Annotated in this window: 9 protein-coding genes; 8 read left to right on the top strand and 1 reads right to left on the bottom strand. The window is 72.6% G+C overall.

Annotation, left to right across the window (positions count from 1 at the left end; translation table 11 throughout):
• Positions 1 to 97 precede the first annotated feature (97 nt).
• Positions 98 to 2,569 (bottom strand): DEAD/DEAH box helicase, encoded by a 2,472-nt coding sequence (locus ACFW2G_RS02180; protein WP_384581213.1) that lies wholly within the window; start codon positions 2,567 to 2,569, stop codon positions 98 to 100.
• An 81-nt stretch (positions 2,570 to 2,650) separates the two neighbouring features.
• Between ACFW2G_RS02180 and bldG the strand changes: the two genes are divergently transcribed.
• The 8 genes from bldG (at position 2,651) to ACFW2G_RS02140 (ending at position 16,676) form a co-directional block, all read left to right on the top strand.
• Positions 2,651 to 2,992 (top strand): anti-sigma factor antagonist BldG, encoded by a 342-nt coding sequence (gene bldG, locus ACFW2G_RS02175; RefSeq protein ID WP_030028781.1) that lies wholly within the window; start codon positions 2,651 to 2,653, stop codon positions 2,990 to 2,992.
• Positions 2,993 to 3,115: 123 nt separating this feature from the next.
• Positions 3,116 to 3,556 (top strand): ATP-binding protein, encoded by a 441-nt coding sequence (locus tag ACFW2G_RS02170; RefSeq protein WP_037921040.1) that lies wholly within the window; start codon positions 3,116 to 3,118, stop codon positions 3,554 to 3,556.
• Positions 3,557 to 3,813: 257 nt separating this feature from the next.
• Positions 3,814 to 6,213 carry a sodium-translocating pyrophosphatase gene (locus ACFW2G_RS02165; RefSeq protein ID WP_037921043.1) on the top strand — a complete coding sequence of 800 codons (2,400 nt, stop codon included), beginning with the start codon at positions 3,814 to 3,816 and terminating at the stop codon, positions 6,211 to 6,213.
• Positions 6,214 to 6,375: 162 nt separating this feature from the next.
• Positions 6,376 to 6,927, top strand: a complete 552-nt coding sequence (locus ACFW2G_RS02160) for a hypothetical protein (protein WP_037921045.1) — start codon at positions 6,376 to 6,378, stop codon at positions 6,925 to 6,927.
• A gap of 157 nt (positions 6,928 to 7,084) precedes the next feature.
• Positions 7,085 to 8,626 carry a methyltransferase gene (locus ACFW2G_RS02155; protein WP_384447305.1) on the top strand — a complete coding sequence of 514 codons (1,542 nt, stop codon included), beginning with the start codon at positions 7,085 to 7,087 and terminating at the stop codon, positions 8,624 to 8,626.
• Positions 8,627 to 9,134: 508 nt separating this feature from the next.
• Complete coding sequence (topA, locus tag ACFW2G_RS02150; protein WP_384447307.1) at positions 9,135 to 11,960, top strand: type I DNA topoisomerase; 2,826 nt, start codon at positions 9,135 to 9,137, stop codon at positions 11,958 to 11,960.
• A 171-nt stretch (positions 11,961 to 12,131) separates the two neighbouring features.
• The gene (gene tmk / locus ACFW2G_RS02145) at positions 12,132 to 15,356 is read left to right on the top strand and encodes a dTMP kinase (protein ID WP_384447309.1); all 3,225 of its coding nucleotides are present in this window, start codon (positions 12,132 to 12,134) and stop codon (positions 15,354 to 15,356) included.
• 108 nt (positions 15,357 to 15,464) lie between these two features.
• The gene (locus ACFW2G_RS02140; protein WP_384447311.1) at positions 15,465 to 16,676 is read left to right on the top strand and encodes a DNA polymerase III subunit delta'; all 1,212 of its coding nucleotides are present in this window, start codon (positions 15,465 to 15,467) and stop codon (positions 16,674 to 16,676) included.
• Positions 16,677 to 16,840: the final 164 nt, after the last annotated feature.

Below are 16,840 nucleotides of genomic sequence, written 5' to 3'. Positions count from 1 at the left end.
CGCCGGGGACCTGCCGGGGAGAGCCCGGCGAGGTGTGGGGTGGGAGCGCACCGGCGCAGCCGGGGGCCGAGGTGCGCCCCCGGGTGTGTCCCGCGGGTCAGGGGGCGGGGGAGGGGTTCCGCGGGGACTCGGAGAGGAGGCGGGTGAGCAGTCGGACGGCACCGCGTTTGTGCAGGGGGTCGTTGCCGTTGCCGCACTTGGGGGACTGGATGCAAGACGGGCAGCCGGACTCGCACTCGCAGGCGGCGATCGCGTCGCGGGTCGCCGTCAGCCAGGCGCGGGCCGTGTGGAAGGCCCGCTCGGCGAAGCCGGCGCCGCCGGGGTGGCCGTCGTAGACGAAGACCGTGGGGAGGAGGGTGTCGGGATGCAGTGGCACGGACACGCCGCCGATGTCCCAGCGGTCGCAGGTGGCGAACAGCGGCAGCATGCCGATGGCGGCGTGTTCCGCGGCGTGCAGGGCGCCGCCGAGGATTTCGGGGTTGATCCGCGCTTCGTCGAGCTGGTCCTCGGTCACCGTCCACCAGACGGCCCTGGTGCGCAGGGTGCGGGGCGGCAGGTCCAGCTTGGCCTCGCCGAGGACCTCGCCGGTGATCAGTTTGCGGCGCAGGTAGGAGACGACCTGGTTGGTCACCTCCACGGAGCCGAAGCAGAGCCGGGCCGAGCCCCAGGGGATCTCGGTCTCGGTCTCCAGGACGGAGAGGGAGGTGGTGTCCCGGGCCGTGGTGGAGAAGGGCGGGTCCGCCGCCTCCACGAGGGCCGCGGAGCCCTCCAGGTCCAGGTGCCGCACCAGGTAGGTGCGGCCCTGGTGGAGGTGGACGGCCCCCTCGTGGACGGCGGTGTGGGCCGCCGATTCGTCGACGGTGCCCAGCAGCCGTCCGGTGGAGGCCTCGACGATCTGCACCGGGCGACCGCCGCCGCCCCGAATGTCGGTCAGGTCCGAGGCCCGCTCCCGGCGGGTCCAGTGCCAGCCGGTCGCCCGGCGGCGCAGCAGCCTGGCCGCCTCCAGCTGGGGCAGGAGCTCCCCGGTGGCCGGGCCGAAGAGCCCCAGGTCCGCTTCGGTCAGCGGGAGCTCCTCGGCCGCCGCGCACAGGTGGGGGGCGAGGACGTACGGGTTGTCGGGGTCCAGGACGGTGGCTTCCACCGGTTGGCGGAACAGTGCTTCCGGATGGTGCACCAGGTAGGTGTCGAGCGGATCGTCCCGGGCGATCAGCACCGCCAGGGCGCCCCGGCCCGAGCGCCCGGCTCGGCCCGCCTGCTGCCACAGGGAGGCCCGCGTTCCCGGGTAGCCGGTGATCAGTACGGCGTCCAGGCCGGAGACGTCCACGCCCAGCTCCAGGGCGGTCGTGGCGGCCAGTCCCAGCAGCTCGCCGGAGTGCAGCGCCCGCTCCAGGGCCCGGCGCTCCTCGGGCAGGTAGCCGCCCCGGTAGGCCGCGACCCGCCGGGGCAGGGACCGGTCCACCTCTGCGAGGCGTTCCCGCGCGATCACGGAGATCAGCTCGGCGCCGCGCCGGGAGCGCACGAAGGCGACCGTCCGGACGCCCTGGATCACCAGATCGGTCAGCAGGTCGGCGGTCTCCGCGGTGGCCGTACGGCGGACGGGGGCACCCTTCTCGCCCCGCAGGTCGGTGAGCAGCGGCGGCTCCCACAGGGCGAAGACCACCTCGCCGCGCGGTGAGGCGTCGTCGGTGATCTCCGTCACGGGTACGCCGGTCAGCCGGGAGGCGGCGGACGCCGGGTCGCTCGCGGTGGCGGAGGCCAGCAGGAACACCGGATCGGAGCCGTAGCGGGCGCACAGCCGCCGCAGCCGGCGCAGGACCTGCGCCACGTGGGAGCCGAACACCCCGCGGTAGGTGTGGCACTCGTCGATCACCACGTAGCGCAGGGTGCGCAGGAACGCGGACCAGCGCGGGTGGGCCGGGAGGATCCCGCGGTGCAGCATGTCGGGGTTGGTCAGGACGTAGTTGGCGTACTGGCGCACCCATTCGCGCTCCTCGACGGGCGTGTCCCCGTCGTAGACCGCGGGGCGGATGGCGTTGCCCAGCGGGGCGGCCAGGTCCCTTACGGCACGCCGCTGGTCGGCCGCCAGGGCCTTGGTGGGGGCCAGGTACAGGGCGGTCGTGCCCCGGCCGTTCGGTGCCTGCGCGCCGTCCGCGAGGGCCGAGAGGACGGGGGCGAGGTAGGCCAGGGACTTCCCCGACGCGGTGCCGGTGGCCACGACGACGGACTCGCCGTCCAGGGCGTGCTCGGCGGCCGCGGCCTGGTGTTCCCACGGATGGCCGATCCCGGCGGACTGGATGGCCGCTACGACATCCGTTCGGATGCGGTCGGGCCAGACTGCATGACGGCCCTCCCGAGGGGGCAAGTGCTCCGTATGGGTGATGCGCGCAGAGCGGGAAGGCCCCCGTGACAGGCGGTCCAGGACCGTGCCGGGGGTGGGTCGGGAGTCCGCGTCTGCCGTGGGCCGTCCGGGACCGTGAGTGTTGGCCATCGGGACCGAGTGTGTCACCGGCGTGCGGGACAATGGTCGGAAGGCGTCGTGCGCGCCTGCCGGTAAGTGATTGAATGCCATTGCGGCAGCCAATCCCTCACCTACCTTCGGGTGGGGAGGCCCCTGGGGGGCGCCGCTCGATAGCAAGGTGCTGGAGGATCCGTGGACCTGTCCCTGTCGACTCGCACTGTCGGCGACCGTACGGTCGTGGAGGTCGGTGGCGAGATTGATGTGTATACCGCGCCCAAGCTGCGCGAGCAGTTGGTCGAGTTGGTGAACGACGGCAGCTACCACCTGGTCGTCGACATGGAGCGAGTGGACTTCCTCGACTCCACCGGACTGGGTGTGCTCGTGGGAGGTCTCAAGCGCGTCCGTGCGCACGAGGGTTCGCTCCGCCTGGTGTGCAACCAGGAGCGCATCCTGAAGATTTTCCGCATCACCGGTCTGACCAAGGTGTTCCCGATCCACACCACGGTGGACGACGCCGTCAACGCCACCGACTGACGGCTCCAGGCGGCCCCCGGCAGTCTCCGGGCAGCTTGGGGGCCGGCAAGGAGAGCAGGGGCACCGGGCCATGGACGGTCCGGGCCTCTGGCAAGGCACGCCCGTAGTCCGAGGGGGATGCGCATGGCCACCGTTGAACTGCGCTTCAGCGCCCAGCCCGAACACGTCCGGACGGCCCGCCTGGTCGCGGCCGCCGTGGCGCGCAGGGCCGGCGTGGAGGAAGCCGTCCTCGACGAGGTCCGCCTCGCCGTGGGCGAGGCCTGTTCGCGTGCCGTCGGACTCCACCGGAGCAACGGGCTGGTCGCACCCGTGCGGGTGGTGCTGACCGAAGAGGACAAGACGTTCTCCATCGAGGTCGGCGACGAGGTGCCCGGCCCCGGCGGGATCCCCGCCGACACCGTGTCCGGCATGGCCGCCGTCCAGGACTCCGACGGGGACACCGAGGACGAGATGGGGCTCGCGGTGATCAGCGGGCTCGTCGACGACGTCGAGGTGACCAGTGGGGAATCGGGCGGGACCATCCGGATGAGCTGGCCCGTCTCGGCGCCCTCCGATCTTTCGTGAGATCCGCGGAGCGCGCATTCCCTCCTATCTTCTGATCTTTATCAAGGCCCTGCTGAGCAGGGCCTTTTTCATTTCCCTGGATCAATGACCATCCGTCAACGCCTTTGCCCCATTACCGCTTTCGAGGGTAATGGAGTGACGTGATCTATTGCTGAGGAGCAGGAGCACGCCAATTGTGTTTCCTGCGCACTGTTTTGATCGGTGTGCGCTCCCTACAATCCGTCCACATCTTGAGCTCATCACGTCAAGGAGGACGAATGACGGGGCTCTTCACCCCTCTCGCGCCGGATAGCGCCGCTGATCTGGCATCCGCAGTACTCACCGATGACAATCGGCTCATCGTGATGGTCATTGCGGCCGTCGCACTCGCCGCACTCGTCGTCGCGCAGTTCCTGGTCCGCCAGGTCCTCGCCGCCGACGAGGGAACCGACAGCATGAAGAAGATCGCCGCCGCCGTCCAGGAAGGCGCCAACGCCTACCTCGGCAGGCAGCTGCGCACGCTGGCCATCTTCGCCGTCGTGGTCTTCTTCCTGCTCTTCCTGCTCCCCGCCGACGACTGGAATCAGCGGGCGGGACGCTCCGCCTTCTTCCTCGTCGGCGCCATCTTCTCGGCGGCCACCGGCTACATCGGCATGCGCCTCGCGGTCCGCGCCAACGTGCGCGTCGCCGCTGCCGCCCGCCAGGCCACCCCCGCCGAGGGGGAGCCCGCCAAGGACCTGACCACGGTCTCCCACCAGGCGATGAAGATCGCCTTCCGTACGGGTGGCGTGGTCGGCATGTTCACCGTCGGGCTCGGCCTCCTCGGCGCCTCCTGCGTGGTCCTGGTCTACGCCGCGGACGCCCCCAAGGTCCTGGAGGGCTTCGGTCTCGGCGCCGCCCTGATCGCGATGTTCATGCGCGTCGGCGGCGGAATCTTCACCAAGGCCGCCGACGTCGGCGCCGACCTGGTCGGCAAGGTCGAGCAGGGCATTCCGGAGGATGACCCGCGCAATGCCGCGACCATCGCCGACAACGTGGGCGACAACGTCGGAGACTGCGCCGGAATGGCGGCCGACCTCTTCGAGTCCTATGCCGTCACCCTCGTGGCCGCGCTCATCCTCGGCAAGGCCGCCTTCGGCGACCTGGGTCTGGCCTTCCCTCTGATCGTCCCCGCCATCGGCGTCATCACCGCGATGATCGGCATCTTTGCGGTCTCCCCGCGCCGCAGCGACCGCAGCGGCATGACCGCCATCAACCGCGGCTTCTTCATCTCGGCCGTGATCTCCCTGGTGCTGGTCGCGATCGCCGTCTACGCCTACCTGCCGTCCAGCTACAAGGACCTCGTCGGCGTCGAGAACGCGGCGATCACCAACCACGCCGGCGACCCGCGCGTCCTGGCCGTCGTCGCCGTCGCCATCGGCATCGTGCTGGCGGCCCTGATCCAGCAGCTGACCGGCTACTTCACCGAGACCAACCGCCGTCCCGTCCGGGACATCGGCAAGTCCTCCCTGACGGGTGCCGCCACCGTCGTTCTCGCCGGCATCTCCGTCGGCCTGGAGTCCGCCGTCTACACGGCCCTGCTGATCGGTCTCGGCGTCTACGGGGCGTTCCTGCTCGGTGGTACGTCCATCCTGCTCGCGCTCTTCGCGGTGGCCCTGGCCGGTACCGGCCTGCTCACCACGGTCGGCGTCATTGTCGCGATGGACACCTTCGGGCCCGTCTCCGACAACGCCCAGGGCATCGCCGAGATGTCCGGCGACGTCGAGGGCGCCGGCGCGCAGGTCCTGACCGACCTGGACGCCGTCGGCAACACCACCAAGGCCATCACCAAGGGCATCGCCATCGCCACCGCCGTGCTCGCCGCGGCCGCGCTGTTCGGCTCGTACAACGACGCGATCGCCGCCGCGGTCAAGGAGGTCGGTGCCAAGGCCGGGGAACTGAACCTCAGCCTGGACATCGCACAGCCCAACAACCTCGTCGGGCTGATCCTGGGCGCGGCCGTGGTCTTCCTGTTCTCCGGCCTCGCCATCAACGCGGTCTCCCGCTCCGCGGGCTCGGTGGTCTACGAGGTGCGCCGCCAGTTCCGCGAGCACCCCGGGATCATGGACTACAGCGAGAAGCCCGAGTACGGGCGCGTCGTCGACATCTGCACCAAGGATGCGCTGCGCGAGCTCGCCACGCCCGGTCTGCTCGCCGTCCTGACGCCGATCGCGGTGGGCTTCTGCCTCGGCGTGGGCGCGCTCGGCTCCTTCCTCGCCGGTGCCATCGGCACGGGCACGCTGATGGCGGTCTTCCTCGCCAACTCCGGCGGCGCCTGGGACAACGCGAAGAAGCTGGTCGAGGACGGCCACCACGGCGGCAAGGGCAGCGAAGCCCACGAGGCGGTCGTCATCGGCGACACGGTCGGCGACCCGTTCAAGGACACCGCCGGACCGGCGATCAACCCGCTGCTCAAGGTCATGAACCTGGTGGCGCTGCTGATCGCACCCGCCGTCGTGCAGTTCAGCTACGGCCCGGACACCAGCCCGACCGTACGGGCGATCGTCGCGGTCCTCGCGATCGGCGTCATCATCGGCGCCGTGTACGTCTCCAAGCGCCGCGGGATCGCGGTGGGCGACGACAGCGACGGGACGGCCGAACGGGTGGCCCAGTCGGCCGACCCGGCGACGGTCTCCTGACCGAGGCACCACTCGAAGGACGGGCCCGGCCGGGCAGGGCCGGCCGTGCGCCCGAACGGCGGACAGGCGGCGCGGACTGACGCGCCGTCCGTCCGCCTTTGCGCGTCCCCGGATGGCAGGCGTGTATCTTCCGGGCCGAGAGCCTTCGAAGGGACCAATCCGGTGAACAAGAAGCTTGCAGCCGCGTTGTCGGGCAGTGCCGTGCTGATGCTCGTGCTGTCCGGCTGCGGCGGGGACGACGGCGACGAGAAGGCCAACGCCTGGGCCAAGAAGGTCTGCGACCAGTGGCAGCCCGAACTCAAGAAGATCGAGACCGCCAACGCCGACATCAAGCGCGTGGCCACGGAGAGCAGCAAGCCCGACGAGGTCAAGCAGACGGACTCGGCTGCCTTCGCCACCATGTCCGAGTCGTACAAGACGATGGGCGGCGCCCTGCAGCAGGCGGGTGTTCCGCCGGTCAAGGACGGCTCCACGACCCAGGAGGCCGCGGTCAAGGGCTTCGAGGCGACCTCGAAGGGGTACGCCGACCTGAAGGCGAAGATGGACGCCCTCGACCCGGCGGACAAGACGAAGTTCGCCGACGGCCTCAAGGAGGTCGCGGGCGGTCTGCAGGAGGCGAACAAGGGCGGCCAGGACGCGCTCGCCACGCTCAACGCGGGCGGTCTCAACAAGGCCATCAGCAACCAGAAGGGCTGCCAGGTCGCGGCTCCGTAGGCCGTCCGGGCAGTCACCGGCGCCGCAGGGCCGTACGGGGCGCGCACCGTACGAAGACCCGGGCGGCCGGGCTCCCGGGAGGGGGCCGCGGCCGCCCTTTCGTACATCCGGGCCCGTGGTGAGCGGCGGGACGGGCCCCAGCGGACACAATGGACGGGTGAGTACCACCAGCCTCCCCACCCCCGACCACGCCGCCGAGCTCCGCAGCGCGATGCTGGCCGCCGGCTTCACCGCCGACGGGCTGCTCGACCTGCTCGGCGCTCCCGCCTACGCCGCGCTGGCCCGCAGTGAGACGGTCCCCGCCCTGCGCGCCACCCGGGGCGGCGGAGACGGCCCGCTCGCGACCCTGGTCCGGCTGTTCCTGCTTCAGCAGCCCGTGCCGTACGGGCACGCCGCTGCGGCGATGCCGGTCGGGGCGGCCCTGGCCGACGGCTGGCTGCGGCGCGAGGATGCCGCCGACGGCGAGGGCACCGTGCACGCCACCGTGGACGTGCGTCCCTACGGCGGTCCCGACGGCGAGGACTGGTTCATCGTCTCGGACCTCGGCTGCGCGGTCGGCGGGGCCGGCGGGATCGGCAGCCGGGAGGAGGGCGTCGTCCTCGGAGTCGGAGGGGCCTCCACCACCCTCGCGGGCATCACCGTGCGCACGCCGGTCGGCTCCGCGCTCGACGTCGGCACCGGATCCGGTATCCAGGCGCTGCACGCCACCCGGCACGCGACGAGGGTCACCGCCACCGACGTCAACCCCAGGGCCCTCGGATTCACCCGTTTGACGCTGGCCCTCTCCGGGGCGCCGGAGGCCGAGCTGCTCACCGGCTCGCTCTTCGAGCCGGTCGGCGACGCGACGTACGACCTGATCGTGTCGAACCCGCCGTTCGTGATCTCCCCGGGCGCCCGGCTGACCTACCGCGACGGCGGGATGGGCGGCGACGACCTCTGCCGGACCCTGGTCCAGGAGGCGGGAGCCCGGCTCAACCCCGGCGGGTACGCGCAGTTCCTCGGCAACTGGCAGCACGTCGAGGGTGAGGACTGGCACGACCGGCTCCGCTCCTGGGTGCCGCGCGGCTGTGACGCCTGGATCGTCCAGCGCGACGTGCAGGACGTCACCCAGTACGCGGAGCTGTGGCTGCGCGACGCCGGCGATCACCGCACCGACCCCGCCGAGTACGCGCGGCGGTACGAGGAATGGCTGGACGAGTTCGAGGCCCGCAAGACCAAGAGCATCGGCTTCGGGTGGATCACCCTGCGCCGGACGGACGCCGCCGAGCCCTCGATCGTGGTCGAGGAGTGGCCGCACACCGTGGAGCAGCCGCTCGGCGAGGCCGTCCTCGCCCACTTCGCCCGTCAGGACTACCTGCGCGAGCACGACGACGCGGCGCTGCTGGAGGCCCGCTTCGTGCTGGTGGAGGAAGTGGTCCAGGAGCAGGTCGGCGCGCCCGGCGCGGAGGACCCGGAACACGTCGTGCTTCGGCAGAACCGCGGAATGCGGCGCGCCACCAAGGTCGACACGGTCGGCGCGGGCTTCGCGGGAGTGTGTGACGGCTCACTCAGCGCCGGGCGGATCCTCGACGCGATCGCGCAGCTGATGCAGGAGGATCCCGTGGTGCTGCGGGACCGGACTCCGGAGGCCATCCGGCTGCTGGTCGAGCAGGGCTTCCTGGAACCCGTGGCGGGCCCCGGGCGGGAGCCGGCACCGTGATGTAACCCGGGGTTCGCCCGGCGTATCCCCAAGGGCGGCAGACTGGGGCGCAGCGGGGTCCGGGGGGGTCCCGAGAGTGGCCCGGGGGTGCGGGGGAAGGGCGTGGAACGCGGTCCGGCGATCTTCGCAGGGCTGTGATTCCCGCTGTTCGGGGCTGCTCTGTAGGCCTGGACGGGAGCGCGCACCGGCCGCTGTGCGCCGGTGGTCGCGCGTGCGCGCCCCGTCACGGTCGAACTCCTGCTTCCGCTTGCTTGCGGGGTTTCCCGGCGGGCTTCGTGGGCCTTCGGGGACGCGGCACCGGCGCGGGGCCAGACGGCCCCCCGGCCACTCGGCCCGGTGATCGCGACGGGTCCGGCGCGGCATCCGGGCGGCAGAAACGGCACTTGTCGGGTTACCGTTCGAGTGGCCGTTGCGGGCTTGTGCCGTTTGACACGGGGGCGGGTTGTACCGTCACACTCCGCAGCGTCGCCGTACTGCGACCGAGTGCCGACCGGAGAGAAGAGCCAAGTTGTCCCCGACTAGCGAGACCGCAAAGGGCGGCCGCCGACTCGTCATCGTCGAGTCCCCTGCCAAGGCGAAGACGATCAAGGGCTACCTCGGCCCGGGATACGTCGTCGAGGCGAGCGTCGGGCACATCCGCGACCTCCCGAACGGCGCGGCCGAGGTTCCCGACAAGTACACCGGCGAGGTCCGCCGCCTCGGCGTGGACGTCGAGCACGACTTCCAGCCGATCTACGTCGTCAACGCCGACAAGAAGGCGCAGGTCCGCAAGCTCAAGGAGCTGCTGGCCGAGTCCGACGAACTCTTCCTCGCCACCGATGAGGACCGCGAGGGCGAAGCCATCGCGTGGCACCTGCAGGAAGTCCTCAAGCCCAAGGTCCCCGTCCACCGGATGGTCTTCCACGAGATCACCAAGGACGCGATCCGCGACGCCGTCGCCAACCCGCGCGAGCTCAACCAGCGCATGGTCGACGCCCAGGAAACCCGCCGCATCCTCGACCGCCTCTACGGCTACGAGGTCTCGCCGGTCCTGTGGAAGAAGGTCATGCCGCGTCTGTCGGCCGGCCGCGTGCAGTCGGTGGCCACCCGCCTCGTCGTCGAGCGCGAGCGCGAGCGCATCGCCTTCCGCTCCGCCGAGTACTGGGACCTGACCGGCACCTTCTCCACCGGCCGCGCCGGGGACCCGTCCGACCCGTCCTCGCTGGTCGCCCGCCTGAACACGGTGGACGGCAAGCGTGTCGCGCAGGGCCGTGACTTCGGTGCCAACGGCCAGCTCAAGAGCCAGGTGCTGCACCTCGACGAGGGAGGCGCGAGGGCGCTGGCCGCAGCCCTCGCCGACACCACCTTCGCCGTCCGGTCGGTCGAGTCCAAGCCCTACCGCCGCTCTCCGTACGCCCCGTTCCGTACGACGACGCTCCAGCAGGAGGCCTCGCGCAAGCTCGGCTTCGGTGCGAAGGCGACGATGCAGGTGGCCCAGAAGCTGTACGAGAACGGCTTCATCACCTACATGCGTACGGACTCCACCACGCTGTCCGACACCGCGGTGGCGGCCGCCCGGGCGCAGGTCACCCAGCTCTACGGGGCCGACTACCTGCCGGAGAAGCCGCGCGTCTACGCGGGCAAGGTCAAGAACGCGCAGGAGGCGCACGAGGCGATCCGCCCCTCGGGTGATCGTTTCCGCACGCCCGCCGAGACGGGTCTGACCGGTGACCAGTTCCGCCTGTACGAGCTGATCTGGAAGCGCACCGTCGCCTCCCAGATGAAGGACGCGACCGGCAACAGCGTCACGGTGAAGATCGGCGGCCGCGCCGCGGACGGGCGCGACGCCGAGTTCACCGCGTCCGGCAAGACGATCACCTTCCACGGCTTCATGAAGGCCTACGTCGAGGGCGCGGACGACCCGAACGCCGAGCTCGACGACCGCGAGCGGCGCCTGCCGCAGGTCGCCGAAGGCGACGCGCTCGCCGCCGAGGAGATCACGGCGGACGGCCACTCGACCAAGCCGCCGGCCCGCTACACCGAGGCCTCGCTGGTCAAGGAGCTCGAAGAGCGCGAGATCGGCCGGCCGTCGACGTACGCGTCGATCATCGGCACGATCCTCGACCGCGGCTACGTCTTCAAGAAGGGCACCGCGCTCGTCCCCTCCTTCCTCTCGTTCGCCGTGGTGAACCTGCTGGAGAAGCACTTCGGGCGGCTCGTCGACTACGACTTCACCGCGAAGATGGAGGACGACCTCGACCGGATCGCCCGGGGCGAGGCCCAGGCCGTGCCGTGGCTGAAGCGCTTCTACTTCGGCTCCGAGGACGCCACCGAGGTCGTGCCGGCCGACGGTGACCACCTCGGCGGCCTGAAGGAGCTGGTCACGGACCTGGGCGCGATCGACGCACGGGAGATCTCCTCCTTCCCCGTCGGCGAGGGCATCGTGCTGCGCGTCGGCCGCTACGGGCCGTACGTGGAGCGGGGCGAGAAGGACTCCGAGGGGCACCAGCGCGCCGACATCCCCGACGACATGGCTCCGGACGAGCTGACGATCGCCTACGCGGAGGAGCTGTTCGCGAAGCCGAGCGGCGAGTTCCAGCTCGGCAAGGACCCGGTCAGCGGCAACGACATCGTCGCCAAGGACGGCCGCTACGGACCGTACGTGACGGAGATCCTGCCCGAGGGCACGCCGAAGACCGGCAAGAACGCGGTCAAGGCGCGCACCGCCTCGCTCTTCAAGACCATGAGCCTGGACACGGTCACGCTCGACGACGCCCTGCGGCTGATGTCGCTGCCGCGCGTCGTCGGTACGGATGCCGAGGGCGTGGAGGTCACGGCCCAGAACGGCCGCTACGGCCCGTACCTCAAGAAGGGCACGGACTCGCGGTCGCTGGAGACCGAGGACCAGCTCTTCACGATCACGCTCGACGAAGCCCTGGCGATCTACGCACAGCCCAAGCAGCGGGGCCGCGCGGCGGCCAAGCCGCCGCTGAAGGAGCTGGGCACCGACCCGGTCAGCGAGAAGCCGGTCGTGGTCAAGGACGGCCGCTTCGGGCCCTACGTGACCGACGGCGAGACGAACGCGACGCTGCGGCGGGACGACGACGTCGAGACGATCACGCCGGAGCGGGGCTACGAGCTGCTCGCGGAGAAGCGGGCGAAGGGCCCGGCCAAGAAGACGGCGAAGAAGGCCGTCAAGAAGGCCCCGGCGAAGAAGACGGCCGCGACGAAGACCGCGGCCGCGAAGAAGACGGCGGCCAAGAAGACGACGACTGCCAAGAAGACGACCGCGAAGAAGACGGTCACGAAGAAGACCGCGGCCAAGAAGACGGCCGCGACCCCGGCGGAGGAGTAGCCGAGCCGAGGGCCCCGCGCGGAGCGCGGGGCCCTCGTGCGTCCGCCGGCCGTATCCGGCGGAGCGGCCGGGACCGGGTCCGGGACCGGTTCCGGAAGGTGGGTCCGGGCTCACACCCGGGCTCGTCCACAGGCCTCCGCAGCTGCCATGCGCAGCGGATAGGCTGGGCGGATGACGCGAGCCGAGCAGCCGGCGGTCGTGACCGCCCCGGCGAACCCCACCTACGACGAAGCCCTAGCCGCGGATTCCCGCGAGCGTGCGGTGCGCGCACTGCTGCGCACCCCCCGGCTGCGCCGCCTGTGGAGCGCCCAGCTGGTGAGCGGCATCGGTGATGCCCTCGCCCTGCTGGTGCTGGTTCTGCTGGCCCTTCAGGCAGCCGCCTCCGAAGGCGCCTTCGGAGGCGGATACCGCGGTGCGGCCCTCGCCGTCGCCGCCGTCTTCGGCGTCCGGATCCTCGCCACCCTGCTCTTCGGCGCCGTCCTGCTCGGCCCGCTGGCCGGACTCCTCGGCTCCGGCGGTCGGCTGGACCGCCGCTGGACGATGATCGGAGCCGACGGGGTGCGCCTCGCGCTCTTCGTCGTCGCCCCGCTGTGGCTCGACTGGATCGCGGCCCACGCGCTCACCGCGCTGCTGGCCACCGTCTTCGTGTCCGGCGCCGCCGAACGGCTGTGGACGCTGGCCAAGGAGAGCGCGGCACCGGCCCTGCTGCCGGAGCCGCCGCCGGAGGGGGCCACCGTACGGCCGCTCCCGGACCACCTGGACGCCCTGCGGCGGTTGACCCTGCGCACGGCCTTCGCGGCGCTCCCCGTCGCGGCGGCCGCGCTGCTCGCCGCGACCCTCGTCGGCAAGGCCCTCGGCCTCGGCGTTGCCTGGTTCGCCGCGAACCAGGCCGCCTTCGGCTCGTACGTGGCCGCCGGCCTCTTCGCCGCGTCGGTGTCCCTGCTGCTCCCCCTGGTGCTGCCCACGGCCGCCACCCCGCGGCCCCGTTCGCCGCTGGAGGGCCTGCGCGCCCCCAAGGCGGGCGACCGGCCGGACAAGGGCCGTACGGGCGCCATCCCCCTGCTCGTCCTGAGCTGCGCCGCCGTCGCCGGAGCCGTGTCCTGCGCCGTCGCCGTGTCCGTCCTGCACGCCTTCGACCTGGGCGGCGGGCCGGCCGCCTTCGCGCTGTTCGTCCTCGCCCTGGTCGGCGGTACCGCCGCCGGCATCCGTGCCGCCCAGGCCGGCAAGGTGCTGCCCGGCCTGTCCCGGCGCCGGCTGCTGGCCCTCGCCACAGCGGCGGCCGGCCTCGCGCTGCTGCTGAGCGGCCTCGTCGCGGACATGGCGACCGTGCAGTTCCTCTCGCTGCTTGCCGGCACCGCCGCGGGCGTCGCGGCCAACACCGGCCACACCCTGCTGGACCAGGAGACCGAGGAGTTCCGCCGGGCGCGGGTCACCGAGCACCTCCAGGCGGTCGTGCGGGTGGCCGTGGCCGTCGGCGCCGTCGCCGCCCCGGTGCTGGCCGCGGTGATCGGCCCGCACCGGCTGACCGGAACCGGGACCGCCGTCCCGCACGGCGGGGCCGCCTTCACCCTGATGATCGTCGGCGTGCTGCTGCTGCCCGTCGCCGTGGTCGTGCTCACCAAGGCGGACGACCGCAGCGGCGTGCCGCTGCGACGTGACCTGCGCGACGCGCTGCGCGGCGGCGAGCCCGTACAGGCCCCGGCCGCCACCGGATTCTTCATCGCGCTGGAGGGCGGCGACGGAGCCGGCAAGTCCACCCAGGTCAAGGCGCTTGCCGAGTGGATACGGGGCAAGGGGCACGAAGTCGTCGTGACTCGGGAGCCGGGCGCCACGCCCGTCGGCAAGCGGCTCCGCTCGATCCTGCTCGACGTGTCCTCGGCCGGGCTGTCGAACCGCGCCGAGGCGCTGCTGTACGCGGCCGACCGCGCGGAGCACGTGGACACGGTGGTGCGGCCGGCGCTGGAGCGCGGCGCAGTCGTCATCTCCGACCGCTACATCGACTCCTCGGTGGCCTACCAGGGGGCGGGCCGCGACCTCTCCCCGACGGAGATCGCCCGGATCTCGCGCTGGGCGACCAGCGGGCTCGTACCGCACCTGACCGTGCTGCTCGACGTGTCGCCGGAGGCGGCGCGCGAGCGGTTCACGGAGGCCCCGGACCGGCTGGAGTCGGAGCCGGCGGAGTTCCACCAGCGGGTGCGGTCGGGCTTCCTCACCCTCGCCGCCGCCGACCCCGGCCGCTACCTGGTGGTCGATGCCGGGCAGGATCCGGACTCGGTGACCACCGTCGTACGGCACCGGCTGGACCGGATGCTCCCGCTCTCCGAGGCGGAGGTGGCCGCTCAGGCGGAAGCCCGGCGCCTCGCCGAGGAGGAGGCGCGCCGCAAGGCCGAGGAAGAGGCGGCGCGCAAGGCCGAGGAGGAGCGGCTGCGGGCCGAGGAGGAAGCGCGCAAGGCCCGTGAGGCCGAGGAGGCCCGGGTCAGGGCGGAGGCCGAAGCCGCCCGCAAGGCGGAGGAGGAGCGGCTGCGGGCCGAGGAGGAGGCCCGGGCACGGGCCGAGGCCGAGCGGCTGCGCGCGGAGGCCGAGGAGAAGGCGCGTGCGGCGGAGGCCGAGCGGCTGCGCAGGCAGGCGGAGGAGGAGGCCCGGCTGCGGGCGGAGGCCGAGGAGCGGCGGCTGGAGAAGCAGCGGCGCGCCGAGGAGGCCCTGCTGAAGGCCGAGGAGGCGCGCCGGCTGGTGGAGGCCGCGGCGGCCGAGGCCGCCGCGAAGGCCGCCGCCGCTGCCGCAGCCGCGGAGGCCCAGGCCGCTGCCGCCGCTGCTCCGGCGTCCGGTCCGGCCGCTTCGGGACCCCGGATCGACATGACGAAGGCCCCGCACCACCCGGACGACGCGGTCACGGTCGAGACCCCCGTGGTCAAGCGGGTGCTCCGCCCGGACGACGTCACCGAGACCGTCCCGGTGCCGAAGGTCGCCCCGGCCCCGGCCCCGGACCCGGTCTCCGCCGCGGACGAGACGGCAGTCCTGCCACCGGTGCGTCCGGCCGACGAGACGGCGGTGCTGCCGCCCGTACGCCCGGACGCACCGCAGGGCGAGCGCTCCGGTGCGGGCGGCCGCCGAGGCGACAGCGCCGGCCACCGGTCCGCCACGCGTCCGACGGCCCGGCGCACCGAGGAGGACCCGGCCGACCGGGTTCCGTCGGGCATCTTCCGGGATTCGAGCAACGACCGGACGCGGGAGCTCCCGGTCGTCGACGACGAGGGCCGGCCGCGTCGTCCCCGACCGGAGTGGGCGGAGGAGACCCCGCTCGACGACCTGCCGACGCTGGCGGACGAGCTGCTGGGTCGCCGCCGGGACGACGGGGACGACGACGAGGGCGAACGGGGAGCGCGCCGCCGCCGCTGACGTACGCCGGCGCTGGGGGCGGCGGCCGCCGCGGTGGCGCTGGCCGCACGCAATTGTCGGTGGCGCCCGACACAATGGGTGCACGGAGAGTGAGAGGTGGTGGGCGGGATGCCCGTATGGGACGACCTGGTGGGCCAGGAGCGGATCCGGACGCAGCTGGCCGCCGCCGCCCGGGATGCCGATGCGCTGGTCACGGCCGCCGCGGACGGGACCGCGCCGCCCGCCGCGTCGAAGATGACCCACGCCTGGCTCTTCACGGGACCGCCGGGAGCCGGCCGCGTCACCGCCGCCCGTGCCTTCGCTGCGGCCCTGCAATGCACCAGCCCGGACCGCGCCCTCGGCGGTGAGCCCGGCTGCGGGTTCTGCGACGGCTGTCACACCACGATGGTCGGCACCCACGCGGACGTCTCCACCGTCGCCGCGGTCGGCAGCCAGATCCTCGTCGACGACATGCGCGACACCGTCCGCAAGTCCTACACGTCCCCCGCGACGGGCCGCTGGCAGATCATCCTGGTCGAGGACGCGGAGCGGCTGAACGAGAAGTCCGCCAACGCCGTCCTCAAGGCTGTGGAGGAGCCGGCGCCCCGTACGGTGTGGCTGCTGTGCTCGCCCTCCCTGGAGGACGTGCTGCCCACCATCCGCTCCCGCTGCCGCCACCTGGGCCTCAGCACCCCGTCGGTCGCGGCCGTCGCGGACATGCTGGTGCGGCGGGACGGCGTCGAGCCGCCGGTTGCCCTGGCCGCCGCCAGGGCAACTCAGGGGCACGTCGACCGTGCCCGCCGGCTGGCCACCGACGCGGGGGCCCGGGAGCGCAGGGCGACGGTCCTGAAGCTCCCGCTGCGGGTGGACGACATCGGCGCCTGCCTCAAGGCCGCCCAGGAACTGGTCGACGCGGCTTCCGAGGACGCCCGGCAGATGGCCGAGGAGGTCGACGGCAAGGAGACCGAGGAGCTCCGGGCGGCCCTGGGCGCCGCCGCCGGGACGGGCGGGCGGATGCCACGCGGGACGGCGGGCGTGATGAAGGAGCTGGAGGACAAGCAGAAGCGGCGCCGGACCCGCACCCAGCGCGACAGCCTCGATCTGGCGCTCACCGACCTCACCGGCTTCTACCGCGATGTCCTGGCCCTCCAGCTCGGCTCTGCCCTCGGTATCGCCAACGAGGACATACGGCAGGACCTGGAGCGCATCGCCAAGGCCTCCGGCCCGGAGCGGACCCTGCGCCGCATCGAGGCGGTCATCGCCTGCCGAGACGCCCTCGACCGCAACGTCGCCCCGCTCCTCGCGGTGGAGGCGATGACGATGTCGCTGCGCGCGGGCTGATCCGGCACCCCTGCCGCCTGCCGCCTGCTGCCCGGCCTCCGCTCGGGGTCCACAACGGGTTGACCGCCTCATCCGTAAGGGGGAACCGGCCGTCGGGGCCGGAACGGGCCCGGTCCGGGCGCGGCCGGGCGGACACCACGCGCGGCCGGGGTCCGTCCGGAGCA

Origin of the sequence: Streptomyces sp. NPDC058880, from assembly GCF_042742535.1 — a bacterium.
In the GTDB taxonomy this organism is placed as follows: domain Bacteria; phylum Actinomycetota; class Actinomycetes; order Streptomycetales; family Streptomycetaceae; genus Streptomyces.
Note: the sequence above shows the minus strand (reverse complement) of the source record. Positions and strands in the feature narration are given on the sequence as shown.